We start from the raw sequence: 23,239 nt of genomic DNA on the forward strand, positions 1-23,239 counted from the left end.
GGCCGCCCAGCCCCGCCGCGGCGGCGAGGGCCAGGCTGCGGACCGTGGTGAAGCCCAGGACCGTGACGGCGAACGGCACCGTGCGGACCCGGCCGGACAGGCCGTAGTAGGCCGAGTTGGCCAGCCGCATCAGCCGCGCGGTCAGCGCCGCGTCCGCGCTGACCACCCCGGCCAGCCGGCGGGCGGACATGTCGTCGTCCCGGGTCATCCGGACGATCTGGGTGGCCACCGGCCGTTGTGCGGGGACCTGGTCCAGGCGGGCCAGCAGCTCCTCCAGCAGCACCACGCCCCGCCCGGTGTCCCACGAGTCGTCGGCAGCGTGAGCCTGCGCGCCCGGCAGCGTCGTGGCGTCGCGCCAGACGATCACGGCGCGGCCCGCCTGCCGTCGGTGCCGTCGGTGCCGTCGGTGCCGTCGGTCGGGTCGCCCGCGCCGGCCCGGGCGAGCACCCACGCCTGCAGCTCCTCGCCCGTCAGCCCCTTGGACCACAGCCAGCCCTGGGCCAGCTCGCAGCCGAGCTGCTGCAGCCGGGCCGCCTGCACGGGCTCCTCGACGCCCTCGGCGATGGCGGACAGGCCCAGGGCGCGGGCGAGCGAGATGACGGCCGCGGCCACCACGCCGTCTCCGCCCGTGGCCAGCTCCGCGACGAAGGAACGGTCGATCTTGAGGTGGTCGACGGGCAGGTGCTGCAGGTACGCCAGCGAGGAGTAGCCGACCCCGAAGTCGTCGATGGCCACCGAGACGCCGGCCGCGCGCAGCTGCAGCAGCGTCTCCCGGCTGGCCACCGGGTCGGCCATGATCGCCGACTCCGTGATCTCCAGGCACAGCGACGACGCCGGCACGTCGTGACGCTGCAGGGTCCGGGTGACGGTGTCCAGCAGCCGGGGGTCGCCCAGCTGCAGCGGGGACAGGTTGACGTTGAGGCGGCGCGGCGACAGCGGGCCGAGGTCCCGCCGCCAGCGGGCGAGCTGGCCGCAGGCCACGTCGAGCACGTGCGCCGTCAGCGACGTGATGAGCTGGTGGCCCTCGGCCAGCGCGACGAACTCGGCCGGAGGGACCGGGCCCCGCGTCGGGTGGTCCCAGCGGGCCAGCGCCTCCACGCCCGGCAGCGGTCGGGAGTCGGTGGCGGGCCGCGGCTCGCCGTCCGCGTCCTGCGGCGTGATGTGCACGACGGGCTGGTAGACCACCGTCAGCTGGCCGGTGTCGATCGCGACCCGGAGGTCGGCCAGCAGCTGCAGGGTGTCCCGGGCCGTCACGCGCGAGCGCTCGTCGCAGACCGCGAACCGGTTCTTGCCGCGGGCCTTGGCGTCGTACATGGCGATGTCGGCGTCGCGCAGCAGGTCCTGCGCGTCGCCGTGGCCGACGCCGGCGCGGGCCACACCCATGCTGGCCGACGGGTGCACGAGCACCCCGTTGACGGTCAGGGGTCGGGTGCACACCTCCAGCACCCGCTGGGCCAGGACCTCGGCCTCGGCGTCGTCGGCGACGCCGTGGCAGACGACGACGAACTCGTCCCCGCCCATACGGGTGACGACGTCGCCGTCGCGGACGGCCCCGCGCAGGCGGCGGGCCACCTCCACCAGCATCGAGTCCCCGGCGTCGTGGCCCAGCGAGTCGTTGATCGTCTTGAAGTTGTCCAGGTCGAGGAACAGCACCGCCACGGCGGGGTCGAGCTCACCCGGGGCCGGCACGCCGCCCGGAGCGGCCGCCCCCAGCGGCACGGGCCGACCCAGCGACTCCTGCAGCCGCTCGAACAGCGCGGCCCGGTTGGGCAGCCCGGTGAGCGCGTCGTGCCGGGCCTGGTAGGCGAGCTGCTGCTCGAAGGCCAGCCGCTCGGTGACGTCCTCGGCCGTGCCGACGAAGCTGGGGCCGTGGCCCGGGGTGTGGGCCGGGGCCAGGCGCAGGTGGACCAGCCGACGACCGCCGTCGACGGTGGCCACACCGACGACGACGTCGGAGTGCGACCCCTCCAGGGCCTGCTGCGCGCAGTCGGTCACCGCGCCGACGTCCTCCTCGTCGACCAGCCGCAGCCAGCCCGTGCCCAGCAAGGACGCCACCGGCAGCCCGACCAGGCGGGCGAACGCGTCGTTGACGTGGGCCAGCCGCATGCCGACGTCGGACAGCACCGTGGGCACGGGGTTCTGCTCGGTCAGGGCCAGGAAGCGGGCCTCGTAGGCCAGGGCCGCCTCGGCGTGCTGCCGGCCCCGGCCGGCCACGTCGAGCTCCGGCACGGCGGTCACGGCCCACATGGCGTGCCCGGGGACGGGCTGGGCCGTGAGCTCGACGGGGTGGGCGCCGCCGTCGGCGCCGGTCAGCACCCCCGGTCGGCGCTGGACCCGGACCTGGTGCAGCAGCGGGGCCTCCGCGGACCAGGTCAGGACCGAGGACAGGGGTCGGCCGAGGAGGGAGCTGACGTCCCGGGCGAGCAGGTCGGCCGCGGCCGCGTTGGCCCAGGCGATGACCGGCGGCTCGCCGTCACGCACCAGCAGCAGAGCGCTGTCGGACGTCGCGGCCGCGTGCTGCAGCGCGTCCCGGCAGTCCTCCGGTGGGGCGTCGGTCCCGCTCACTGTCAGGCCTCCTGCCTGTCGTCGCCCGTCCGTGGGCAGGTCCCCGAGCGTCGGGGGACCACCCAGATGATCGGCCGGTGCGGGGCGGCGCCGTAGGCCCGTCAGCCGTCCGGCCTACGCGCGGCTGCCAGGATGGGGCGGTGACCACGCCGACCGTCCCCGCCCTCCGTCGCCTCGGTGACCGCCAGGTCCACCCGGTCGGTCTGGGGGCCATGCCGCTGTCGTTCGCGGCGATGCTCCCCGAGCGCGACCGTGCCCTGCAGGCCGTCCACGCCGCCCTCGACGCCGGCGTCACGCACGTCGACACGGCCAACATCTACGCGCCGTCCTGGGACGCGATGGGTCACAACGAGGCCCTGGTCGCCGAGGCGCTGCGCACCTGGTCCGGGGACGCGTCGCAGGTCGTGGTGGCCAGCAAGGCCGGCATCGTGCTGACCGAGGACGGCGGCGTCCGCGACGCCAGCGCCGACGGGCTCCGCCGCGCCTGCGAGGCCAGCCTCACCGCGCTCGGGCGCGACGTCGTGGACGTCTACTACCTGCACCGCGCGGAGCCCGGCCGGCCCTACGCCGAGCAGGTGGCGAACCTGCTGGCGCTGCGCGACGCCGGGCTGGTGCGGCAGGTGGCCGTGTCCAACGTGACGCCCGCCATGCTCGACGTGGCCCTCGACGTCGCCGGCGGGCCCGACGACGGCGGGCTGGTCGCGGTGCAGAACGAGTTCTCGCCCCGCTTCCGTGAGCACGCCGAGGTCGTCGGCACCTGCGCGCGGCTGGGGATCGCGTTCGTCCCGTGGTCGCCGTTCGGCGGGGCGGACCGGGCCTCGCAGGTCGGCTCGCGCTACGCCGACTTCGCCGCGGTGGCCGCGGCCCACGACGCCAGCGCCCACCAGGTCGCCCTGGCGTGGCTGCTGTCGCTGTCGCCCACGGTCGTGCCCATCCCCGGCAGCTCGCGCCCGGCCACCATCCGGGACTCGGTGGCGGCGGCGGCCCTGTCGCTCAGCGACGAGGAGCTGGCCCGGCTGCAGGCCACGGCGCCCGAGGGGTCGTCGCAGTACCCGGACGACGAGCCGGCGCCCCCGCTGCGCTGAGGTCGCGCACCACCTGGGTGCCGGCGGCCAGGTCGCCCAGACGGCGCCGGTCCGGGCGCAGCAGCACCAGCGCCGGACCGAGGAGCAGGTCCAGCGGCAGCAGCAGCGCCCGCACGGCCAGCGCCCGGTGCGAGGGCGGTGCGCCCCGCTCGTCCACCACCCGCAGCCCGGCCCAGCGCATGCCCGCGGTACGGCCGCCGTCGTGGTGCGGCCAGGTGACCAGCGCCCCGCCGAGCGCGACCAGGACGGCGGCGGTCCCGGCCAGCAACGGCACCGCGGGCGGTACCCGGACCAGCAGGTCGGCGAGCATGGCCACCAGCGCGGGCAGCGCCAGGACCAGGGTCAGCACGACAGCGTCCACCGCCACGTGCAGGGCTCGCTCCGGCAGCACGTCGGCGTCGAGCCGGGCCAGGCGCAGCCGGGCGGCCCCACCCAGCGGGTCGCTGCCCGCGGGGGCACCCGTCATCACGTCACCTGCCGTCCTCACCCCTCGACGGTAGGCAGCGGCGGGTGCGGGGGAGGGGGCTTCGGGGCAGGCGGCGCCAGGTCGGTCCGAACGGTGGAGCCCGGGTCGGCCCCATCTGGGCCGAAGGTCTCGACTGGTACCCCCCGGGGGGCCCCGGTAGTTTCGGGGCCAACGGTTCAGACAGCAGCCGGGCGGCCTTCGGGTCGGTCCCGGTGGTCCCGGTCGGTCGCCCTCGTCCCGAGGGAGACCCGGTGCACCCCACAGGCACCCGCACCACCACCGGTCGCGCGACCGCCCGCGCGCCGGGTGACGCCTCGCCGGTGGCGCCCGGGCGGTCCCGGCCCGACGACGCGGTCGGCGAGGGCCTGGCCCAGGCCGTCGCCGCGCTCGCCCCGGAGCACCCGGCACGCGCCGCGGCCGTGGCCGCCGCGGTGGCGCACTGGGCCCCCATGGCCGGGCGCATCGCCGGGTCGTTCCGGCGGCGCACCCGCGAGCCGGAGGACCTGCGTCAGGTCGCGATGCCGGCGCTGGTTCAGGCGCTGCTGCGCTACGAGCCGGGCGTGGGGGCCTTCCCGGCCTACGCCGTGCCCTGCATCACCGGCGAGATCCGGCGCTGGCTGCGCGACTTCCGTGGCCTGGTGCACGTGCCGCGGCGGGTGGTCGAGCTGGACGTGCGGGCCGTCGCGGTGGAGGAGCACCTGCTGCAGCAGCTGGGTCGCAGCCCGAGCAGCAGCGAGGTGGGGCTGGCCCTCGGGGTGGACCGGGAGGCGGTCCGGCGGGCCCGGGCCGGGCGGGCGGCCCGCCACACCGACCCGGTGGACGCCGTGGCGTGGCACCCGGCCACCGGCTTCCACGACCCCGGGCTCGAGCTGGTGGACGACCGCGCCGCGGTCGAGCCGCTGCTGGAGCGGCTCGACGAGCGCAGCCGCACCGTGCTGGTGATGCGCTACTTCGGCGAGCGCACCCAGTCGGAGATCGCCACCGAGGTCGGCCTGTCGCAGGTACAGGTCTCGCGCATCATCCGGCGCTCCCTGGACCGGCTGCGGCAGCTCGCCGGCTGACGCGCCGAGCCGGCCCGGCCGGGCCGGGCCAGGATGTGGGTCGTGGCCGAGCTCGACGACATCGTCTCCTCCCTGCTGAGCGCCGTGATGGCCGCGTTCCGGCGCGACGCCGCCGACGCGGTCGGGGTCGGCGTGCTGGTCTGGCACGAGGACGGGACGCTCGACGAGGTGCTGTCGGTGCTGACCGACGAGGGCCCCGACGTGGTCCGCGCCCTGGCCGGGGTGGCGCAGGCGCCCCACCTGGTGGCCCGCCGGCAGCGGCGGGTGGTGCGGGGCCCGCTGGCGGCCGAGGCCCGCGCGGCCCTCGACGACGCGGGCCTGGACCGGGTGCGCGGCGCGGTCGCGCTGCCCACGGAGTGGGGCCGGGACGGGGACTGCGTCCTGGTGGTGTGGCTCGACCGCGAACCGGCCGAGGGCGACGTCGACCTGCTGGCCCGTTGGGAGCCCATGGTCGTCTCCAGCGCCGTGACCGCCGTGACCTGCCGCAGCGCGGCCGAGCAGGTGGACGAGCTGGTGGACGTGCTGCGGGCGCGGGTGGTCATCGAGCAGGCCAAGGGCATGGTGATGGCCCGGCACCGGCTCCCCGCGGAGGACGCCTTCGAGCTGCTGCGGGAGGTCAGCCAGCGCAGCAACACCCCGGTCCGGCGCCTGGCCCGGGCGGTCGTGGCCACGGCGACGGACGCGCGGTCGGACGGGGACGTGGCCGGGGACCCGGCCGGTCGGCTGGCGCAGCGGCTGCTGGGCTGACCGCCGCGGTCGGTCAGGCCGGTCAGGCGGTCAGGGCAGGGTGACGGCCGGTGGGTCGGTGGCGGTCGCCGCCCGGTCGGAGGCGTCCGCGGCGGCCTCGGGGTCGCGCACGCACCGGTCGAGCCCGGCGGCCAGCCCGACCCGGGGCGAGAACCGGGACGGCCGGAGCGGGGCGTCGGGCCCGTCACCGCCGCGACGCGCGGGACCGTCGTCGGCCGTGGTGAGCCGCAGACCCTCCGGCAGCCCCGGGCCTTGGGCGGCCACCCCCGACACCGCGGGGCCACCGGCCACGGCGGCGAGCGGGGCGAGCCCCACCACGCGCAGGTCGGCCCCCGTGGCCCGGCACACCTGCTCGGCCAGCTCGGCGGTGCTGAACCCGTCGGCGCCCACCAGCTCGACCGGGGCGCCGCCCGGGGGAGCGGTGCGGTCCAGGGCGACCCGGAGCAGCCCGTCCACGACGTCGTCGACGAAGCACGGGTGGTGGCGGCGCTCGTCGCGGCCGTCGACCACGACCCGCCCGGTCGTCCGCGCCTGCGTCAGCATCCGGGCCACCACGCCGCTGCCGCCCGGAGTGCCCGGGCCGTAGCACTCACCCACCCGCACCAGCACGGTGTCGACGTCGTGCGCGGAGCGGTAGCCGGCGAGCAGCCCCTCCAGGGTCGCCGCGACCAGGTCGTCGTCGGTGGGGCAGGTCATGACCAGCCGGGCCCCGTTGGTCTCGGCCACGCGCAGCGCGAACAGCGCGTCCAGGGTGGTGGTGCCGCGCCGGGCCCGTCCGTCCACGGGGGCGACGGGGGTCGCGCCCTCGGCCACGTGCAGGACCAGGTCGACGCCCGCGGCCAGGGCCGCCGGCACGTCCGGGTCCTCGGGGTCGTGCTCCACCACCTCCGGCCCGCCGGGCTGCGACCAGCCCCGGGCCCGCAGGGCGCTCAGCCCGGGCAGCAGGGGCGGGGCGGGCACGACCACGCGGTGCCCGGACCGCAGCAGCCGCCGCACCAGGGCGGGCGCGACCGGGTCGTGCGTGCCCGTGACCACGACGGTCGTCCCCGACGTCTCGTGCTGCGCCTCGACGGCCACCTCGCCACCCCCTCGTCCACCCGCCCGGCCCGCCCGTCGCGACGGTGCGCCGGGTTCGTCGTGGGCGCGGCGTTAACGCGCCCCGTTGCTGGGTACCCCTGTCGTGTCCCCCGTAGACGCCGATCCATGCGTCGACGGACCCACGACTCCCCTGGAGGCACCATGTCGGACGCCGACAAGACCGAGAACACCGTCGACAAGCTGGCCGGCAAGGCCAAGGAGTCCGTCGGCGGCGCCACCGGCGACGAGTCGCTGGAGCGCCAGGGCAAGAACGACCAGTCCAAGGCCGACGTCAAGCAGGCCGGCGAGAAGGTCAAGGACGCCTTCAAGCGCTGAGCAGGCCTCTCACGCGTTCCGACGCAACGGCACACCGCGTCGGTCTCGTTACGACGCAACGGCACACTCCGTCGATCTAGCCGACGGTGTGTGCCGTTGTGTCGTGTCGGCGGGGGCGGTCAGAAGTTGCCGCGCAGAGCCTGCTCGCGCTCGATGGCCTCGAACAGGGCGCGGAAGTTGCCCTTGCCGAAGCCCAGGGACCCGTGGCGCTCGATGATCTCGAAGAACACGGTCGGCCGGTCGCCCAGCGGCTTGGTGAAGATCTGCAGCAGGTACCCGTCCTCGTCGCGGTCGACGAGGATGCCGCGGCTCTGCAGCTCCTTGATCGGGACGCGGACCTCGCCGATGCGGGCCCGCAGCTCCGGGTCGGTGTAGTAGCTGTCGGGCGTGGCGAGGAACTGCACGCCCGCGCCGCGCAGCCGGTCGACGGCGGCGAGGATGTCGTCGGTGGCCAGGGCGAGGTGCTGCGCGCCGGGGCCGCGGTAGAAGTCCAGGTACTCGTCGATCTGGCTGCGCTTCTTGCCCACGGCCGGCTCGTTGAGCGGGAACTTGACGCGGTGGTCTCCGCTGGCCACGACCTTGCTCATCAGCGCGGAGTACTCGGTGGCGATGTCGTCGCCGATGAACTCGGCCATGTTGGTGAAGCCCAGGATCCGGTTGTAGAAGTCGACCCAGGTGTCCATCCTGCCGATCTCGACGTTGCCGACCACGTGGTCGAGGGCCTGGAACACCTCCGGCGCCGGGTCGGCGAGGCCGCCGGCGCGCGCGACGTAGCCCGGCAGGTACGGCCCGGCGTAGCGGGACCGGTCCACCAGGGTGTGCACGGTGTCGCCGTAGGTGGCGATGGTCGCCGTGCGGACCGTGCCGTCGGCGTCGGACACGTCGTGCGGCTCCACGACGACACGGGCGCCCTGGGCCCGGGCGTGGGTGATGCAGCGGTCGACGTCGGGCACCTCGAGGGCGATGTCGACGACGCCGTCGCCGTGGACGCGGTGGTGGTCGGCCACGGGGCTGTCGGGGTCGACGGCGCCCTTGAGCACGAACCGGACCGCGCCGGTGGTCAGCACGTAGGCGTGGTGGTCGCGGTTGCCGGTCTCCGGGCCCGAGTAGGCCACCAGCCGCATCCCGAACACGTGCTGGTAGTACGCCGCGGCCTGGGTGGCGTTGCCGCAGGCCCAGACCACGGCGTCCCAGCCGGTCAGCGGGAACGGGTCGCCGGCCGCGTCGTACTCCACCAGGCCGACCAGCTGCTTGAGGCTGTCGGCGTCCAGGTGGGCCAGGCGCTCGGCGTCGGTGAGGGTCTGCTCGATGGTCATTGGGGGCTCCTTCGCTCCGGGGACGACGTGCCGGTCGTGCTGCCGGCCCTCAGGACAGCGTCTGCCCGTGGTGGTGCACAAGCAGGACCGTGGTGGGTGGTCCGGGCGTACAGTCCGAGCAGCAGAAAGCCATATCCGGTGGTCGATCTGCCTAGGTGGAGCGGGAGGTCCCATGCAGCTGGACGGGTTGGACGTGGCGCTGCTGGCCGGGCTGCGCGAGAACCCCCGGGCGGGGGTGCTGGAGCTGTCGCGGACGTCGGGGGTGGCCCGGGCCACCGTGCAGGCCCGGGTGCAGCGGATGGAGGCCGAGGGCGTGGTCACCGGCTACGGCCCGGACGTCGACGTCGCGGCGGCCGGGTTCGGTGTGCGGGCGTTCATCACCCTCGAGATCGCCCAGGGCGGCCTGGCCCGGGCGACCGAGGACCTGACCGCGGTCCCGGGGATCCTCGAGGCCTACGCGGTGACGGGGTCCGGGGACGTCATGTGCACCGTGGCGGCCGAGTCGCACGAGGGGCTGCAGGAGACGCTGCTGGCGATCAGCCGGTCCGCGGTCGTGGCCCGGACCACCAGCGTCGTCGTGCTGTCGACGGTGGTCGCGCCCCGCGTGCTGCCGCTGCTGCGCTCGGTGCCGCGGGAGTGGCCTACCCGGGCCAACCCGCCCCGCTGAGCCCAGCCGCCTGGATCGCTCGCCGGGACCGCCCACCAGGACCGTCTGCCGGTGAACGGTCGGTGCCGCCCCGACGTATCCCCCGGTATGGACCGACGCGACACGCCCGTGACGCCCCGTGAGCGTCCGGTGTCTCGTAGTGTCCGCGGGAGGTGGGTCGTCCGAGCGGGAGGCGGAGAGACGTGTCGGTCGTGCCGGAGGGGTCAGGCCCGGTCGCTGCGGCCGGGGACGCGGGGTTCGACGTCGAGGCCGCGTACCGCGCGCACGCCGGGGAGCTGTTCGGCTTCGCGCTCAACGCCGTCGGGGACCGGGGCTCCGCCGAGGACCTGGTGCAGGACGTCTTCGCCCGGGCGTGGCGGGCGGGCGGGCGCTACTCCGAGGGGCGGGGCTCGGTCCGGACGTGGCTGTTCGGCATCGCCCGCAACCTGGTGGTGGACGTGCACCGCGCCCGCAGCCGCCGGGTCCGCCTGGTGCCGGTCGGCGAGGACGGGCCCGAGCCGGTCTGCGACCCCCCTGACGAGGAGGTGCACGCCCGGGTGCAGGTGGTGGCGGCGCTGGCCCGGCTGACGCCGGAGCACCGCGAGGTGGTGGTGGCGGTCCACCTCGCCGGACGCACGTACCAGGACCTGTCCGCCGAGACCGGGTGCAGCGTGGCCACGCTGCGGACCCGGATGCACTACGGCCTCAAGGCCATGCGGACGGTCATGAACGACGACGAGAGGAGCCCCGGTGGACGAGCGTGAGGCCAGGCTGAGCGAGCTCATGGGAGCGGCGCTCGGGGACGACCTGACGTCGACCGAGCGGGCCGAGCTGGACGAGCTGCTCCGTTCGGACCCGGTGGCCCCGGCGGAGCTGGAGGAGCTGAGCGGCCTCGGGGCGGCGCTGCGTCGGCACGGGCCGGCCGGGTGGGACGAGTCCCCGCCCTCCGAGGACCTCCGGCGGCGGGTCCTCGCCGGGCCGGAGCTCGCCGGGCCGGAGTTCGCCGGGCCGGAGCTCGCCGGGCCCGTGCGGCCAGGGCGGTCGGCGGCGCGGCAGTCCGGGCACGGGCGGTCCGCGGCGGCGGTGTGGTCGACCCGGCTGCTGGTCGCGGCCGCCCTGCTCGCCGTGGGCGCCGCGGGGGGTGCCGCCCTGGCCGGCGAGCCGGCTCCGCCGACGGGTCCGCCCGGCACGCTCGGGGCCGTGGAGGACCTGGCGTTGCGGCCCCCGACCGGGGGTGAGGGCGGGACCGGCCTCGAGGTGGACGCGGCGCTCGTCGCCCACACCTGGGGGACGGAGGCCGTGCTGGAGGTGGCGGGCCTGCCCGCCGGGCAGACGTACACCGTGCTGTTCGTGGACGAGGCGGGCGACGAGGTGGAGGCGGGCTCGTTCGTCGGCGTGACGGGCGCCGTGTCCTGCCGCATGACCGCGGGCACGGTGCGCGAGGACGTGACCCAGGTGCGCGTCGTGGACGCCTCGGGCGCGGCGGTGCTCAGCGGGGAGGTCCCCGACGTCGGGCCCGCCGTGGCCGGCGGGCCGACGGGGGAGGCGCCCCTGTCGTGAGCCGGGCGGGCCGTCCGGGTGACGCCGCGGGGCCCACCAGCACGGGACGGCTGCTGCGGTTGCACGCCGGGCCCACAATTGCCACGCTTTGCGACGAGTCCGACACCCAGCGTGCGTCATCCCCGCAGGCGGGGCCCGGGCCTGAGCCAGAGGTGAGCGGTGGGCTGTGGACCTCGAAGTTCGGCATGCGCGTCTGGTCGTGGCGGTCGCGCAGGCGGGCAGCATCTCCGCCGGCGCCGTGGTGCTCGGGCTGCCCCAGCCCGGGGTCACCGCCCAGCTGCGCCGCATCGAGCGCGCCTGCGGCGGGCCGCTGTTCGTCCGCAGCCGACGTAGGGTGAGCCCGACCCCGCTCGGTGAGCGCGTCCTGCCGCTCATGGTGCGGCTCTGCCGGGTGGTGGAGGCCGTCGCGTCGGAGGCCTCGGGCGCGGCCTCGACCAGCCTGGTCCTGGGCATCGCCGACCGCGCGTCCCCGGGACTGGTCCGGGCGCTGCGCACGGCGCTGCCCGACCTCGACCTCGCCACGGTCACCGTGGCGGGCGACGGTCGTGCCCTGCTCCGCGACGGCGGGGTGGACGCCCTGGTGGAGGAGGCGGTCGCGGGTGCCGCGGTGGTGCTGTCCGCCGACCACGACCGGGTGGTCCTGCGTCAGCACCGGGTCCGTCTCCTGCTGCCGCCCGCCCACCGGCTGCTGGGCGACGAGGTCGACCCGTCGGCCCTGGAGCGGGAGCACTGGGTGCTCCGCAGCCCGGAGGCCGCCTGGGCGCCCGTCGAGCGGGCCGTGCTGCGCAGCCTGCAGGTGCCAGCCCCCCGGTGCGTCCACCGGGCGCTGACCCACGGCGAGGTGGCGGAGTGGGTGGTCGCCACCCGGGCGGTGGCCGTCGTCCCCGAGTGGTTCCGGCCCGCGGGCTGCCACCGCGCGTCCATGCGGCGTGACGTCACCGTCGAGCTGGCGCTGGTGCACCGCTGCGACAGCCTGACCGTGCTGACCCGGCGACGGCTCGTCGAGGTCCTGTCCCTGCACCTGGCCGGGGGCTGGGACCACCCCGCGGGCCCGTCCTCAGCCGAGCAGGGGCAGGTCGGCGACCTGGCGCCCCACCTCCGCGCCGACGAGCAGGCCCGCCTCGTTGGAGTCCCGGAAGTGGATGCCGCCGAACAGGCGTGAGGCGGCCGCCTCCTCGGCCGCCGCCCGGTAGGAGGGGAACCGGCGCGCCGGCAGGTGCGCCACGGTCCGGTCGGTGAACGCGCGGTCCCCGAGCTCCACGGTGAGCACCGTGGCGGCGGCCGCCGACTGCGTGGCGTGCCCGGAGGTGTACTCGGGGAAGCAGGGCGTCACCACCGGCGGCAGCCAGTCCCGCTCGCCCATCACCTCCTGCACGTACGTGACCGGGCGCATCACGTCGTGGTGGTACTTGCTCCACCAGCACGAGACGAACGAGTCGTGCTGCGACAGCCCGAGCCGCAGCAGGGTGCGGGCCGCGGTACGCAGGTCGGCGTCGTCGTCGGCGAGGTGGGTCCCGGCCAGCCGGGCCCAGTGCCCCGGCGGGGTGACGCTCCACTTGCCGTCCGCCCAGTGCCGGGCGGCGGCCTCCTGGTCGCCGTCCAGGTCCGCGACCGTCCGCACGACCTCCTCCGCCTGCTGCCGGAACCGGCTGCCGGGGGCCGCCGAGAACGGTGGTGGTGGCGGTGGTTGGACCTGCTGCGGGTCGGCGAGCACCAGGGTCCGGCTGCTGCCCCAGTACGGCAGCACCGCCTGCTCGTGGTCCGGCGGGGTGCTGCGCCACGTGCCCGGCCCCGCGGGCACGGCCCGCGGCACGGGGGTCAGCTGGCCGGGGAGCAGAACCTGCAGGTACCAGGCGTGGACCGCGTCGGCCAGCCGCTGCCCGACCTGCTCCGCGCGGCCCCTCGTGCGGGGTGGCAGGGCGTCCAGGCGGGTGCGGGCCGCCCGGACGGCGGACACCAGCGCGGGACCGGTGGCGTCGACGTAGCGGCGCGGCACGAGCCGCTCGAACGCGGCGTCGACCACGGCGGCCGGGTCGGCGCCCGCATCGGGTCGCGGCAGGTCCAGCTCGCGCAGCGCCCCCTCGCCGAGCTCGCGCAGGGGCGGGTCGTCGCGACCGGAGCAGGCCGCGTGCAGCACCACCCCCAGCTCGGCGAGCATCTCGGCCACCACGGGGGGCGGCGTCCCCGCGGCCTCGACGACGCCCAGGTAGGAGTCGAGCCACCGCAGCGCGGCCCCGGCGGGGAGCTCGTCGGCCGGTGCGGCCCCGCCCCCGCCGGTCCGCCCCCGGCCGACGGCCTCGGCCACCACGTCGACGGGGTCGCGGCCGACGGCCACCGCACCGACGGCTCCCGCCGCCCCCACCGCGCCGACGGCCGCCGCGGCCCGCAGCACCTGGCGGCGGCTCGGGGCCGTCACGGCTGCACCCGGCCCGTGGCCGCGTCCCACCGGCCCAGGGCGGGGTCGAGCTCGACGTCGTGACTGTCCCGCAGGTCGGTGACCCAGGCGTCGAACGCCTCGTCCTGCGCCCGCTCCGCCAGGGAGGCCTCGATGCCGGGCCCGGCGGCCTCGGCGGAGGCGGGGGCCGACACCTCGATGACGTGCCAGCCGAAGGGTGACGCGACCGGGTCCAACAGACCGGGCTCGGGATGCCGCTCCACCGCCTCGTCGAAGGACGCGACGTACTGGCCCTTGGTCCACGGACCCAGCTCGCCGCCCTGGGCGGCCGACGCCGTGTCCAGGCTCAGGGCCGGCGCGATCTCCGCCATCGGCTCCCCGCCCGCCAGCCGCGCGTGCACCTCCTCGGCCTGCTCCTGCTCGGCGAGGAGCACGTGGGCGACCAGCGGCCGGTCCCGCCAGCCCTCGTCGTAGGCCCTCGCCACGTCCGCGGGGTCGGGGCGGGGGGCGGGCAGGAGCGCGTCCTCGACCCGCTCCCTCAGGTGGTCCTCGGCCAGCTGCTGGCGCACCTCCTCCTCTTTGTAGCCGCTGCTGGCCAGGAACGTCTGCCAGGCGTCCGGGTCGTCGCCCAGGGCGTCGGCGGCCACCTGGTCCAGGTGACGGTCCACGTCGGCCTCGCTGACCCGCACGTCCAGGTCCGCTGCGGCCAGGTCCACCAGGCGCGCCTGGACCAGCTGGGCGAGCGTGTCGGCGGCGAGCCGCTCGGCGACCCCGTCGTCCTGCGCCATCGCGGCCGCGACGTCGGGGTCCGCCTCCAGCGTGGCCAGCCGGCGCTGCAGGTCCTCGTGGGTGACGACCAGGTGCACCCCGGCGGGGTCACCGACCCGTGCGGCGGCACCGGCGGCGGGGTCGACGGCGGTTCCGACGGCTGGGCCGACGGCGCTGCAACCGGCCAGGACGGGTACCAGCAGAGCGCCCGCACCGAGCAGGAGCGGACGGAGGTGGGGCCGCCGTGGTGCGGCGGTGGGGAGCACCGGCCCCGGTACGGGGGCACGGTGCCGGGGGCGCGTGGGGGACATGCCGGTCGCTCCTGTCTGCTCGGACGGGGTGGGTGCCTTCGCGGGGTGGCCGACCGGGCCGGGACGTCGAGGACGTCCCGGCCCGGCCGCCGGGGCCAGGGGGCGCCGGGGGTCAGGAGACCCGGTCGACGACCTGCCCGCAGGAACGGATCTGGAACACCTGCGGGCGGATGTCGCCCGGCTGCGGCAGCACCGGGACGTTGGCCCGCCGGATGGACACCGTGTTGATCTGGTCGAGCGTCGTGGTCGGCTGCACCCCGGCCAGGACGCGGTTGCTGCCCAGCACCGGCAGCCACGCCCCGATGAACATGCGCAGCGTGGAGGTGTTGGGGTCGCCCAGCGTCCCGTCGTCGGCGCAGGGCGGGATGTTGCCGGTCTGCACCGGCACGGAGTTGACGCCGTAGCCGAGCGAGACGTACTGGCTCAGCGGGTTGAAGCCGGACCCCGTGCCGCTCGCGGTGTAGCCGAGCCCGCCGGGGTTGGCGCTGAGGTCGACGTCGGCGACCTCGGTGGCACCCGGCGCGACCGGGACGATGTCGACCCGGGCGTCGGTCGTCGGTCCGGGGGTGGAGCCCGCAGCCGCCGGTCCGGCGGTGAGGGCGAGCGGCAGGGCGAGGGCGGCGACGGCGGCCAGGGCGAGGCGCCGGGTCCGGTTGGCGTTGCGCATGGTTCGTTCCTCTCGGTTGACGGTGGGTGGTTCACGCACCCCGCCGGTGGTCACCGGTGGGGCGTTTCCGGTGCCGGGCGCGGGTGCGGCGCCGAGAGGCGGTGTCGACCGTCCGCGATAGGGCGGAGGAGCCGGTCGGGGCGGGCGGGCGACGTGCGCCCGCCCGGGTCCTGTCAGGCGCTGACGCGCGCCGGGGGCAGCAGCGGGCAGGCGCCGTCGAGCACGGCGGCCGCGGCGGCGGCCACGGTGATGCGGTGCCGTCGGGCGTAGCCGCGCAGCAGGGCGAAGGCCTCGCCCGCGGGCAGGCCGAGGCCGGCCATGAGGGCGCCCTTGGCCTGCTCGACCTGGGAACGGCTCTCCATGGCGACGCTCAACCGGACGACCAGCGCCGCGGAGCGGCTGTACAGCCGCGCGCCGGCCAGTCCCGTGGCCAGCACGCTGACGACGGGCGCCGCCACGGCCAGCAGCGCGTCGACGTCACCGTCCGCGGGCGGGCCCAGCTCGACGTGGCCCAGCCGGAGACCGTCGTGGGTCAGCGCCAGCACGGCGACCGGCTCGGACGGGGCGGTGGCCGCGGTCGCCGGGGTCGAGGCGGCCGCGCCGCAGACGGTGAGGCCCTCCTGGTGCTCGGCGGGGTCCAGCACCACGCGGACGTGGGAGCAGTGCAGCGCCGTCCCGGCCTCGATGCAGACGGCCGTCAGCGTGTCGGGGTGGTCCAGCACGGTCAGGGGCGTGGTTCCGATGGTCGTCAGCAGCTCCGCGAGCGCCGACGGCCCGGACGTGGGTTCCGCGGCACCGAGGGTGCGCGCGGTCGGAGCGGGTCGCGAGGACGAGGTGTCGGTGGCGTTGCTCGGGACGGGATGCACGGCTCGGTCTCCGGGGGCTCGACGCGGCTGCTGACGGGAGCAAGCATGCTCGTCATCGGCCGAAACGTGACATATCACCCGTGAGCGGGAGGCCGGCCGTCGAGTTATGGCACACGGCTGCCCCCGGCCGGTCCAAGACCGGTCGGGGGCAGTGCGGGTCGCTCGGTCGCCGTCGTCGGGGTCAGCCCCCGAGCAGGCCCCGCAGGCCGCCGCGCAGCAGGCCGTCGAGCAGGTCGGCGGTGCCGGGCGCGTAACCGGGCTGGAAGGGCGTCTGGTCGGGCTGCGGGTCGAAGTTGCCGTAGTCCGGGCCGGGCTGGAAGTTGGTGTAGTCCGGGCCCGGCTGCCACTCGGGGCCGTAGTCGACCTCCGAGGCGGACGAGGGGGAGGCCAGGGTCATCGCGGCGACGGCCGTGAGGGCGGCGGCGGCCAGGGCGGCGGGTCGTGTCGTGGCGCGCATGTCATGTCTCCTGTCATGAGTGGTTTCGGACACCGGGGGATACGTCGGAGCCCCCCGGTGCGTTCATCGGTCCCCCGGTCGGGTTGCCGGCGGGGCCCGTGACGTAGGTCCCGGCCGCGGTCCGGCCCCGGTGGCCAGGATGGGACGACGGTCCGGACGAGCCCGAGGGAGTGGACGTGGTGGTCAGCAGGGACAGGACGAAGGGCCCGGTCGTGGTCGGGGTGGACGGCTCGCCGGAGGCGGCCCGGGCCGTGGGATGGGCCCTGTCCTACGCCCGGGACGCGGGGCTGGGCCTGCACCTGGTGCACGCCTACGGCGGGGGTGGTGCGGCCGCGCTGCGGCAGGAGCTGGCGGCCCAGGGGGCGGCGGCCGGTCACGCGGCGGTGGCGCGCCGCACCTTGGACGAGGCGCTGGCCGACGCCCGCGCCCAGGCCGGACCCGCTGGGTCGACCGGGCCGGCGGCGGACGGCGAGGCCGGCACGGCGGAGGGCTCCGGTCACGAGGTCCCGGTGGACGGGGCGTTGCACCTGGGCTCCGCGGCCGGGGCGCTGCGCGAGGCCTCGCGCACGGCCGCGCTGGTGGTGGTGGGCTCGCGCGGCCACGGCGGGCTGACCGGGCTGCTGCTCGGTTCGGTGGCCGTACCGGTCAGCGCGCACGCCGCCTGCCCGGTCGTGGTCGTGCGCGGCACCGAACCGCTCACCGCGGCGGCCGCCGCCCCCGTCGTGGTCGGGGTCGACGGCTCGGGCGAGTCCACGCAGGCCGTGGGCTTCGCCCTGGCCGAGGCCCAGCGGCACGGCTGCCCGCTGCACGTCGTCATGGCCTGGGACGAGCTGTGGATCGGCGCCCCCGAGCTGCAGGCGCCGATCCCGACCGCCGCCGAGCTGCAGGAGGACGCGGTGCGGATGGTCTCGGAGACCCTGGCCGGCTGGTCCGACGTCTACCCGGACGTGCGGGTCACCCGGGTCGTCGAGCGCGGCCGCGCCGCCCCGGTGCTGCTGCGCGAGGCCGTGGGGGCCCGGCTGGTGGTCGTGGGCTCGCGCGGGCGGGGCGGCTTCGGCGGGCTGCTGCTCGGCTCGACCAGCCAGACCCTGCTGCACCGCAGCCCGGTCGACGTCGCCGTGGTGCGCCGTTCCTGAACGGCCCGCCCTGTTGGCGACCGTCCTGTCAGCCCCCCGTCAGCGCCCGGCGAAGCCCGTGAAGTCGCCGGCGCTGCGGGCGCGAGCCAGGCAGTAGACCCCGAACAGGGCGAAGCCGAGCCCGACGGCGACGATGACGACGGTCCCGAACGGGCCCTCGCGCAGCGTGGCCAGGCCCTCGTCCATGCCGCCGGCCTCCTCGCTGCTGCCGCGCAGCGCGGCCAGGGCGAACAGCACCCCGATGGCGCCGAACGCGACGCCCTTGGCCGGGTACCCCACCAGGCCGGACCACTCGACGATGCGGCGGCCCCGGGCGGACAGGTCGGCGGTCTCCACGTCCTCGAAGAACTTGCGGGACAGCCCCTTGTGCACGTGGTAGCCGGCGACGACCAGGATGCCGACGGCGACCGCGCCCACCAGGACCTGGCCGAGCGGCAGGGCGAGCAGCCGCTGGGTCAGGGACTCCTCGGCGCTGCCACCGCCCCCGCCGCCGCCGCCGCCGGACATCGCGACGCCGAACGCACCCGCGGCGACGACCCCGTAGGCGACGGCCTTGCCGGCGCCCTTGACGCGGCCCTTGGCGCCCTCGTCGTCAGGGTCGAGGACGGCCTCCAGCAGCTGCCACAGCACCAGCGCGGCCATGCCCACCGCGATGGCCCAGATCAGCACGATGCCGAACGGCTGCTGGGCCAGTGTCTCCATGGCCCCGGTGGTGGAGGCGTTCTCGCTGCTCCCGCCGAAGGCGAGGCTGACCGCGAGCGCGCCCAGCACGAGGTGGACCACGCCGTAGACCACGTAGCCGTAGCGGCCGACCCGCTGGAGGGTGTCGACCTCCTCGCTGTCCTTGACGTCGTCGTGGACGTCCTTGGCCTGGTCCTGCAGGTCCTTGCCGTCCGCTGCCATGGCGGTGACCCTAGGCCCGCCGGGCCTCGGGCGCACCGCGCCGCTCAGGCGAGCAGGCGCACCAGGACGTGGCGGGTCGTCGGCTCCTCCAGCCGGACCGGGTTGCGGCCGGGGCGGCCGACGAGCCGGGCACCGTCGTCGGTCACGGAGACCTCCACCTCGGCGCCGGCGACCACGCCGGCGCCGACCAGCGCCACCAGCAGGGCGTGCGGGCTCTGCGCCGGCTCGCCGAGGCGGACCACGGTGGCCCGCACCGTGGTCGTCACCTCGCTGATGGCCACCTGGTCGAGCATGAGCCCGCCGGGGTGGCTGCCGTCGGCCCGCTCGGGGATCCGGTTGCCGAACGGGGACGTCGTGGGGGCGCCCAGCAGCTCCACCAGGCGGTCCTCCACCCGGTCGGAGACCACGTGCTCCCAGCGGCAAGCCTCCTCGTGGGCGTGGTCCAGCTCGAGGCCGATGACGTCGACGAGGAGCCGCTCGACCAGGCGGTGCTTGCGCAGCACGGCGGTCGCGATCCGGCGGCCCTCCTCGGTGAGCTGCAGCCGCCGGTCGTCGGTCACGTCGACCAGGCCGTCGCGGTGCATCCGGGCCACGGTCTGCGAGACCGTGGGCCCCGAGTGCCCGAGCGCCTCGACGATGCGGGCCCGCATCGGGACGACCCCGTCCTCCTCCATCTCGAGCACGGTCCGCAGGTACATCTCCGTCGTGTCGATCAGGTCATGGCTCACGGGCCTCATTGTGCCGGTTGCCTGCACGTTCGCCACCCTCCCAGGGTTAGGTTAGCCTCACCAAGTAAGGCCGTCAGGGCCAGGGGTATTCCGACCGGAGGAGCTGTGGTGAGCGGTACGGCGACGGCTGCGGGCCCGCTCGTCGTGGCCCCCACGCGCCGGGCGGGCCTGCTGCCGTCGGTCCGGGGACGACTCCTGGGCCTGGTCGGCGCCGTGATGCTGCTGGCCCTGCTGCTGGCCGCCAGCCTGGCCGTGGGGTCCAAGCCCATCGCGCTCGGCGACGTGCTCGCGTCGTTCACGGCCTTCGACGACACCCTCGAGGACCACCTCATCGTGCAGTCGCTGCGGCTGCCCCGCACCGTGGTCGCCGTCCTGGTCGGGGCGGCGCTGGGGCTGGCCGGGGCCCTGGTGCAGGGCCTGACCCGCAACCCGCTGGCCGACCCGGGGATCCTGGGGGTGAGCGCCGGGGCCGCCCTGGCGGTCGTCGTGGGCATCTTCTTCTTCGGGGTGGGCTCGCTCACCGGCTACGTCTGGTTCGCGTTCCTGGGGGCGGCGGTGACCTCGGTCGGGGTGTACGCGCTGGGGGCCGTCGGGCGGGACGGGCTGACCCCGGTCAAGCTCGCGCTGGCGGGGGCGGCCGTCACCGCGTTCCTCACCTCGCTGACCACGACGGTCCTGCTGGTGGACGTGGCCACCCTGGACCAGTACCGGTTCTGGGCCGTGGGCTCCGTCGCCGGGCGCGACATGACGGTGGTGGCGCAGGTCGCCCCGTTCCTGGCCGTGGGCATCGTCATGGCGCTGCTGGCCGGGCGCTCGTTGAACGCGCTGGCCCTCGGTGACGACGTCGCCCGCTCGCTCGGGGCCCGCGTCGGCGCCTCGCGCGTGTTCTCCGCCGTGGCGATCGTCCTGCTCGTGGGCGGGGCCACCGCGGCCGCCGGGCCGATCGGGTTCGTCGGGCTGACCGTGCCGCACGTCGCCCGGGCCCTCACCGGCCCCGACTACCGCTGGGTGCTCGCGTACTCCGCCGTGCTGGCCCCGGTGCTGCTGCTGGCCGCCGACGTGCTCGGCCGGGTCGTGGCCCGTCCCGGAGAGGTGCAGGTCGGCATCGTCACCGCCGTCATCGGCGCCCCGGTGTTCATCGCCCTCGTCCGCCGTCGCACGCTGGCGCAGGTGTGAGCGCCGTGGGTGTGCTCAGCCCCGACCGCCCGGCCCCCGGCGGGCGTGCGGTCGCGTCCGGCGGCCCCGTCGTCGACCGGGCCGTGCGGGACCGGGTCGCGCGAGGCCGGACCACCGGTCGCCGCCGCGCCGCCGTCGTGTCGCTGCTGCTGGGTCTGGGCTGCGTCGTCACGTTCGCCCTCTCGCTCACGGTCGGCGAGTTCGCCCTGCCGCTGCGCGACGTGCTGCCCGCCCTGGTCGGGCAGGGCAGCCCGGACGCGGACTTCATCGTGTCCACCCTGCGCCTGCCCCGCGCCCTGACCGCGGTCGCCGTCGGGGTGGCCTTCGCCCTGTCCGGCGTCATCTTCCAGAGCCTGGCCCGCAACCCCCTGGCCAGCCCGGACATCATCGGCATCACCGCCGGGGCCAGCACGGCCGCCGTCCTGGTCGTCGTGGCCGGCAGCGCGCTGGGCGTCGCCACCACCGGGGTCTCGCTGCCGCTGGCGGCCCTGCTCGGCGGGCTGGCCACGACCACCGCGGTGTACCTGCTGGCCTACCGCAACGGCCTGTCCGCCTACCGGCTGGTCCTGGTCGGCATCGGCCTGGCTGCCGTGCTCACCTCTGTCACGCAGTACCTCCTCACCCGGGCCGACATCAACGACGTCCAGCGGGCCATGGTGTGGCTGACCGGGTCGCTCAACGGCCGGGGCTGGGACGACCTGCTCCCGCTGGCCCTGGCGCTGACCGTGCTCGTCCCGGCCGTGCTCCTGCTGGCGCGCCCGCTGCGGGCCCTGCAGCTGGGCGACGACACCGCGCGCGGTGTCGGGGTCCCCGTCGAGCGCTCCCGCGCGGTCCTGGTCGTGCTGGCCGTGGCCTGCGCGTCGGTCGCCACCGCCACGGCCGGCCCGGTGGCCTTCGTCGCATTCGTGGCCGGCCCCGTCGCCCGCCGCCTGGTCGGCGCCCCGCTGACCCTGGTCCCGGCCGCGCTGGTCGGGGCCCTGCTCGTGCTGCTGGCCGACCTGGTCGCCCGCACCGTCCTGTCGCCGACCGAGCTCCCCGTCGGCATCGTCACCGGCCTGGTCGGTGCCCCCTACCTGCTGTGGTTGCTGGCTCGGGCCAACCGCGTCGGAAGGACCGGCTGATGACCCTCGTGGAACGCGCACGCACCACCACGTCCCCGGGCGGGGCCGACACCCCCGGCCCCCGGCTGCTCGCCGAGGACCTGCGCCTGGGCTACGACGGCCACGAGGTGGTCCGCGGGCTGACCGTGGCCGTGCCCACGGGCCGGGTCACCTGCGTGGTCGGGGCCAACGCCTGCGGCAAGTCCACGCTGCTGCGGGGCCTGGCCCGGCTGCTGCAGCCCACGGCGGGACGGGTCGTGCTCGACGGCGCCGACATCCGCCGGCTGCGCACCCGCGAGGTGGCCACCCGGCTCGGCATCCTGCCGCAGTCCCCGTCGGCCCCCGACGGCATCACGGTCGCCGACCTCGTGGCCCGCGGCCGCTACCCGCACCAGACCTGGCTGCGGCAGTGGGGCTCCGACGACGAGGCCGCGGTCGCCGCGGCCATGGTGGCCACCGACACCGTCGACCTGGCCGAGCGCTGCGTCGACGAGCTGTCCGGCGGGCAGCGGCAGCGGGTCTGGATCGCCATGACCCTGGCCCAGGACACGGACCTGATGCTGCTGGACGAGCCGACCACGTTCCTCGACCTGGCCCACCAGGTCGAGGTGCTCGACCTTCTCGCCGACCTCAACGAGCAGCAGGGCCGCACGGTGGTGCTGGTGCTGCACGACCTCAACCAGGCCGCGCGCTACTCCGACCACCTCGTCGCCATGAAGGACGGCGCGGTGGTGGCCGAGGGCCCGCCGGCCGAGGTGGTGACCGAGGACCTGGTCCGCGAGGTCTTCGGCCTCGACTGCCGGGTCGTGCCCGACCCCGTCACCGGCACGCCGATGGTGGTCCCCGTCGGGCGCCGGGGCCGCCGCGCCGTCGCCGGGGGTGCCGCATGACCGTCACCGCCGCGCGCCGCGCCGTCAGCCCCGCCGCGCGCCCCGCCGTCGGCCCCGCCGTCAGCCTGCCCCCGTTGCTGGCCGGGACCCCGGCCGCCTGGTTGGCCACGCACCTGGAGGGGCATCTCGCCCGGCACGAGACCGAGCCGGTCGACGCGGCCGAGCGCACCTGGGTGCAGGCCCCGGCCGTCCTTGCCGACGACGCGGCCTTCCTGCGGGCCGCGCACCGGCGCATCCTCGCCGACGACGGCGGCACGGCCCAGATGGCGGCCAAGTGGCTGGTCGGCTGGACCGCCGGGACCGTGGCCGACGCGGTCGGCTTCGTGCTGGCCACCGGGGGCGCCGGCGTGCTGGCCGACACGGCGCCGCTGCGCTGGCGGCTGCACCCCGACGGCTGGGTCGACCGGGTGTCGCTCGACGGCTGCCGGGTGCTGGTCGCGCCCGGGCACCCGTGGGCCGGGCGGGACGACGTAGAGGTGGTGGCCGACGAGGCCGAGCTGGTCGCCCGAACCGTGGACTCGCTCGTGCGGGCGGTCCGCCCGGTGGTGGACGCCCTGCGGGGCGTCGCCCGGGTGGGGGCCCGCAGCCTGTGGGCCGAGGTGGCCGACGGCATCGGGATGAGCCCGACGTACCAGCCGGACCTGCCGGTGCGCGACGACGTGGTGGCGCGGCTGCGGGCGGCGCTGACCGCGCCGGGGGCGCCGTGGCGGGTCAGCCCGACCGTCCGCACCGCGTCGGCTCCCTGGGGCCCGGTCTACCTGGGCCAGAAGGGTGGCTGCTGCCTGGCCTACCAGCGGCCGCAGCCCGACGTCGTCCTGCCGGACGAGGCCGAGCTCAGCGACGAGCTGCGCGAGTACTACGCCCGGTTCCCGCCCGAGACCGGCGCGAAGCGGGTTTGCACGACCTGCTCGCTGCGCGACCCGCAGGGCTGCGCGGACCGGCAGCTGTGGTGGCTCGGTCAGAACCGGTGAGGCGAGCCCTCG

The 23,239-nt window shown here is 76.4% G+C and carries 24 protein-coding genes and 1 pseudogene; 13 read left to right on the forward strand and 12 right to left on the reverse strand.

All coding sequences use genetic code 11. The features are described from left to right. Window positions 1–28 precede the first annotated feature (28 nt). Window positions 29–451, reverse strand: a pseudogene (locus tag SJY06_RS04025) (HDOD domain-containing protein); the annotation flags it as partial. Beyond that, a complete protein-coding gene (locus tag SJY06_RS04030; RefSeq protein WP_380164868.1) occupies window positions 364–2,565 on the reverse strand; it encodes a putative bifunctional diguanylate cyclase/phosphodiesterase in 2,202 nt (733 codons plus the stop codon). The pseudogene SJY06_RS04025 and the gene SJY06_RS04030, both read right to left, overlap by 88 nt. A 140-nt stretch (window positions 2,566–2,705) precedes the next feature. Between SJY06_RS04030 and SJY06_RS04035 the strand changes: the two genes are divergently transcribed. Continuing rightward, window positions 2,706–3,650 carry an aldo/keto reductase gene (locus tag SJY06_RS04035; protein WP_380164870.1) on the forward strand — a complete coding sequence of 315 codons (945 nt, stop codon included), beginning with the start codon at window positions 2,706–2,708 and terminating at the stop codon, window positions 3,648–3,650. Here the strand turns inward: SJY06_RS04035 and SJY06_RS04040 are convergent. Further along, window positions 3,559–4,137, reverse strand: a complete 579-nt coding sequence (locus tag SJY06_RS04040) for an RDD family protein (protein WP_380164872.1) — start codon at window positions 4,135–4,137, stop codon at window positions 3,559–3,561. The genes SJY06_RS04035 and SJY06_RS04040 overlap by 92 nt on opposite strands. 230 nt (window positions 4,138–4,367) lie before the next feature. Between SJY06_RS04040 and SJY06_RS04045 the strand changes: the two genes are divergently transcribed. Then, window positions 4,368–5,177: a sigma-70 family RNA polymerase sigma factor gene (locus SJY06_RS04045; RefSeq protein WP_380164874.1), complete on the forward strand. Its 810-nt coding sequence runs from the start codon at window positions 4,368–4,370 to the stop codon at window positions 5,175–5,177. Window positions 5,178–5,219: 42 nt separating this feature from the next. Then, window positions 5,220–5,924: an ANTAR domain-containing protein gene (locus SJY06_RS04050; protein WP_380164876.1), complete on the forward strand. Its 705-nt coding sequence runs from the start codon at window positions 5,220–5,222 to the stop codon at window positions 5,922–5,924. A gap of 30 nt (window positions 5,925–5,954) precedes the next feature. Here the strand turns inward: SJY06_RS04050 and SJY06_RS04055 are convergent, their stop codons facing one another. Next, complete coding sequence (locus SJY06_RS04055; protein WP_380164878.1) at window positions 5,955–7,001, reverse strand: NAD-dependent epimerase/dehydratase family protein; 1,047 nt, start codon at window positions 6,999–7,001, stop codon at window positions 5,955–5,957. 162 nt (window positions 7,002–7,163) lie between these two features. Here SJY06_RS04055 and SJY06_RS04060 point away from each other — a divergent pair, with 162 nt between their 5' ends. Further along, window positions 7,164–7,337, forward strand: a complete 174-nt coding sequence (locus tag SJY06_RS04060) for a CsbD family protein (RefSeq protein ID WP_380164880.1) — start codon at window positions 7,164–7,166, stop codon at window positions 7,335–7,337. 119 nt (window positions 7,338–7,456) lie between these two features. Here the strand turns inward: SJY06_RS04060 and hppD are convergent, their stop codons facing one another. After that, window positions 7,457–8,653 carry a 4-hydroxyphenylpyruvate dioxygenase gene (gene hppD / locus SJY06_RS04065; RefSeq protein WP_380164882.1) on the reverse strand — a complete coding sequence of 399 codons (1,197 nt, stop codon included), beginning with the start codon at window positions 8,651–8,653 and terminating at the stop codon, window positions 7,457–7,459. Window positions 8,654–8,825: 172 nt separating this feature from the next. Between hppD and SJY06_RS04070 the strand changes: the two genes are divergently transcribed. From SJY06_RS04070 to SJY06_RS04085, 4 genes are all read left to right on the forward strand, one after another. Beyond that, window positions 8,826–9,320, forward strand: a complete 495-nt coding sequence (locus SJY06_RS04070; RefSeq protein ID WP_380164884.1) for an Lrp/AsnC family transcriptional regulator — start codon at window positions 8,826–8,828, stop codon at window positions 9,318–9,320. Between the two features lie 182 nt (window positions 9,321–9,502). Next, window positions 9,503–10,063 (forward strand): RNA polymerase sigma factor, encoded by a 561-nt coding sequence (locus tag SJY06_RS04075; protein ID WP_380164886.1) that lies wholly within the window; start codon window positions 9,503–9,505, stop codon window positions 10,061–10,063. Next, window positions 10,050–10,859, forward strand: a complete 810-nt coding sequence (locus SJY06_RS04080; RefSeq protein ID WP_380164888.1) for a hypothetical protein — start codon at window positions 10,050–10,052, stop codon at window positions 10,857–10,859. Before SJY06_RS04075 ends, SJY06_RS04080 begins: the two co-directional genes overlap by 14 nt. Before the next feature lie 166 nt (window positions 10,860–11,025). Beyond that, window positions 11,026–12,021, forward strand: coding sequence for a LysR family transcriptional regulator (locus SJY06_RS04085; RefSeq protein WP_380164890.1), 996 nt, complete (start codon window positions 11,026–11,028; stop codon window positions 12,019–12,021). Here SJY06_RS04085 and SJY06_RS04090 read toward each other — a convergent pair. From SJY06_RS04090 to SJY06_RS04110, 5 genes are all read right to left on the reverse strand, one after another. Then, window positions 11,917–13,275: a vanadium-dependent haloperoxidase gene (locus SJY06_RS04090; protein WP_380164892.1), complete on the reverse strand. Its 1,359-nt coding sequence runs from the start codon at window positions 13,273–13,275 to the stop codon at window positions 11,917–11,919. The genes SJY06_RS04085 and SJY06_RS04090 overlap by 105 nt on opposite strands. Continuing rightward, the gene (locus SJY06_RS04095; RefSeq protein ID WP_380164894.1) at window positions 13,272–14,333 is read right to left on the reverse strand and encodes a peptidylprolyl isomerase; all 1,062 of its coding nucleotides are present in this window, start codon (window positions 14,331–14,333) and stop codon (window positions 13,272–13,274) included. The genes SJY06_RS04090 and SJY06_RS04095 overlap by 4 nt, the downstream gene beginning before the upstream one ends. Before the next feature lie 112 nt (window positions 14,334–14,445). Next, a complete protein-coding gene (locus SJY06_RS04100) occupies window positions 14,446–15,000 on the reverse strand; it encodes a hypothetical protein (protein WP_380164896.1) in 555 nt (184 codons plus the stop codon). 173 nt (window positions 15,001–15,173) lie between these two features. Then, window positions 15,174–15,866: an ANTAR domain-containing protein gene (locus tag SJY06_RS04105; RefSeq protein ID WP_380164898.1), complete on the reverse strand. Its 693-nt coding sequence runs from the start codon at window positions 15,864–15,866 to the stop codon at window positions 15,174–15,176. Between the two features lie 181 nt (window positions 15,867–16,047). Then, window positions 16,048–16,323 (reverse strand): hypothetical protein, encoded by a 276-nt coding sequence (locus SJY06_RS04110; protein WP_380164900.1) that lies wholly within the window; start codon window positions 16,321–16,323, stop codon window positions 16,048–16,050. A gap of 176 nt (window positions 16,324–16,499) precedes the next feature. Here SJY06_RS04110 and SJY06_RS04115 point away from each other — a divergent pair, with 176 nt between their 5' ends. Further along, complete coding sequence (locus tag SJY06_RS04115) at window positions 16,500–17,459, forward strand: universal stress protein (protein ID WP_380164902.1); 960 nt, start codon at window positions 16,500–16,502, stop codon at window positions 17,457–17,459. 39 nt (window positions 17,460–17,498) lie between these two features. Here the strand turns inward: SJY06_RS04115 and SJY06_RS04120 are convergent, their stop codons facing one another. Beyond that, window positions 17,499–18,362: a DUF1206 domain-containing protein gene (locus SJY06_RS04120; RefSeq protein ID WP_380164904.1), complete on the reverse strand. Its 864-nt coding sequence runs from the start codon at window positions 18,360–18,362 to the stop codon at window positions 17,499–17,501. Window positions 18,363–18,406: 44 nt separating this feature from the next. Next, entirely contained in the window at window positions 18,407–19,090 is a 684-nt protein-coding gene (locus SJY06_RS04125) for a metal-dependent transcriptional regulator (protein WP_380164906.1), read from the reverse strand. 108 nt (window positions 19,091–19,198) lie between these two features. On the opposite strand from SJY06_RS04125, the gene SJY06_RS04130 reads away from it, so the two are divergent. Genes SJY06_RS04130 through SJY06_RS04145 form a run of 4 tightly spaced genes read left to right on the forward strand, consistent with a single transcriptional unit; the run spans window position 19,199 to window position 23,227 of the window. After that, window positions 19,199–20,266, forward strand: coding sequence for a FecCD family ABC transporter permease (locus SJY06_RS04130; protein WP_380164908.1), 1,068 nt, complete (start codon window positions 19,199–19,201; stop codon window positions 20,264–20,266). Next, the gene (locus SJY06_RS04135) at window positions 20,263–21,387 is read left to right on the forward strand and encodes a FecCD family ABC transporter permease (RefSeq protein ID WP_380164910.1); all 1,125 of its coding nucleotides are present in this window, start codon (window positions 20,263–20,265) and stop codon (window positions 21,385–21,387) included. Before SJY06_RS04130 ends, SJY06_RS04135 begins: the two co-directional genes overlap by 4 nt. Next, complete coding sequence (locus tag SJY06_RS04140; RefSeq protein ID WP_380164912.1) at window positions 21,387–22,256, forward strand: ABC transporter ATP-binding protein; 870 nt, start codon at window positions 21,387–21,389, stop codon at window positions 22,254–22,256. The genes SJY06_RS04135 and SJY06_RS04140 overlap by 1 nt, the downstream gene beginning before the upstream one ends. After that, window positions 22,253–23,227, forward strand: coding sequence for a hypothetical protein (locus SJY06_RS04145; RefSeq protein ID WP_380164914.1), 975 nt, complete (start codon window positions 22,253–22,255; stop codon window positions 23,225–23,227). The genes SJY06_RS04140 and SJY06_RS04145 overlap by 4 nt, the downstream gene beginning before the upstream one ends. The last annotated feature ends 12 nt before the right edge of the window (window positions 23,228–23,239 follow it).

Origin of the sequence: Jannaschia sp. R86511 (assembly GCF_042466345.1) — a bacterium.
GTDB lineage: Bacteria > Actinomycetota > Actinomycetes > Actinomycetales > JBBAYJ01 > Aquipuribacter.

Excerpts from the sequence above, each read along its gene's own strand:
- SJY06_RS04060 (WP_380164880.1), top strand. The coding sequence starts at position 7,164 with ATGTCGGACGCCGACAAGACCGAGAACACCGTCGACAAGCTGGCCGGC.
- hppD (WP_380164882.1), bottom strand. The coding sequence starts at position 8,653 with ATGACCATCGAGCAGACCCTCACCGACGCCGAGCGCCTGGCCCACCTG.
- SJY06_RS04070 (WP_380164884.1), top strand. The coding sequence starts at position 8,826 with ATGCAGCTGGACGGGTTGGACGTGGCGCTGCTGGCCGGGCTGCGCGAG.
- SJY06_RS04095 (WP_380164894.1), bottom strand. The coding sequence starts at position 14,333 with ATGTCCCCCACGCGCCCCCGGCACCGTGCCCCCGTACCGGGGCCGGTG.
- SJY06_RS04100 (WP_380164896.1), bottom strand. The coding sequence starts at position 15,000 with ATGCGCAACGCCAACCGGACCCGGCGCCTCGCCCTGGCCGCCGTCGCC.
- SJY06_RS04110 (WP_380164900.1), bottom strand. The coding sequence starts at position 16,323 with ATGCGCGCCACGACACGACCCGCCGCCCTGGCCGCCGCCGCCCTCACG.
- SJY06_RS04120 (WP_380164904.1), bottom strand. The coding sequence starts at position 18,362 with ATGGCAGCGGACGGCAAGGACCTGCAGGACCAGGCCAAGGACGTCCAC.
- SJY06_RS04140 (WP_380164912.1), top strand. The coding sequence starts at position 21,387 with ATGACCCTCGTGGAACGCGCACGCACCACCACGTCCCCGGGCGGGGCC.
- SJY06_RS04145 (WP_380164914.1), top strand. The coding sequence starts at position 22,253 with ATGACCGTCACCGCCGCGCGCCGCGCCGTCAGCCCCGCCGCGCGCCCC.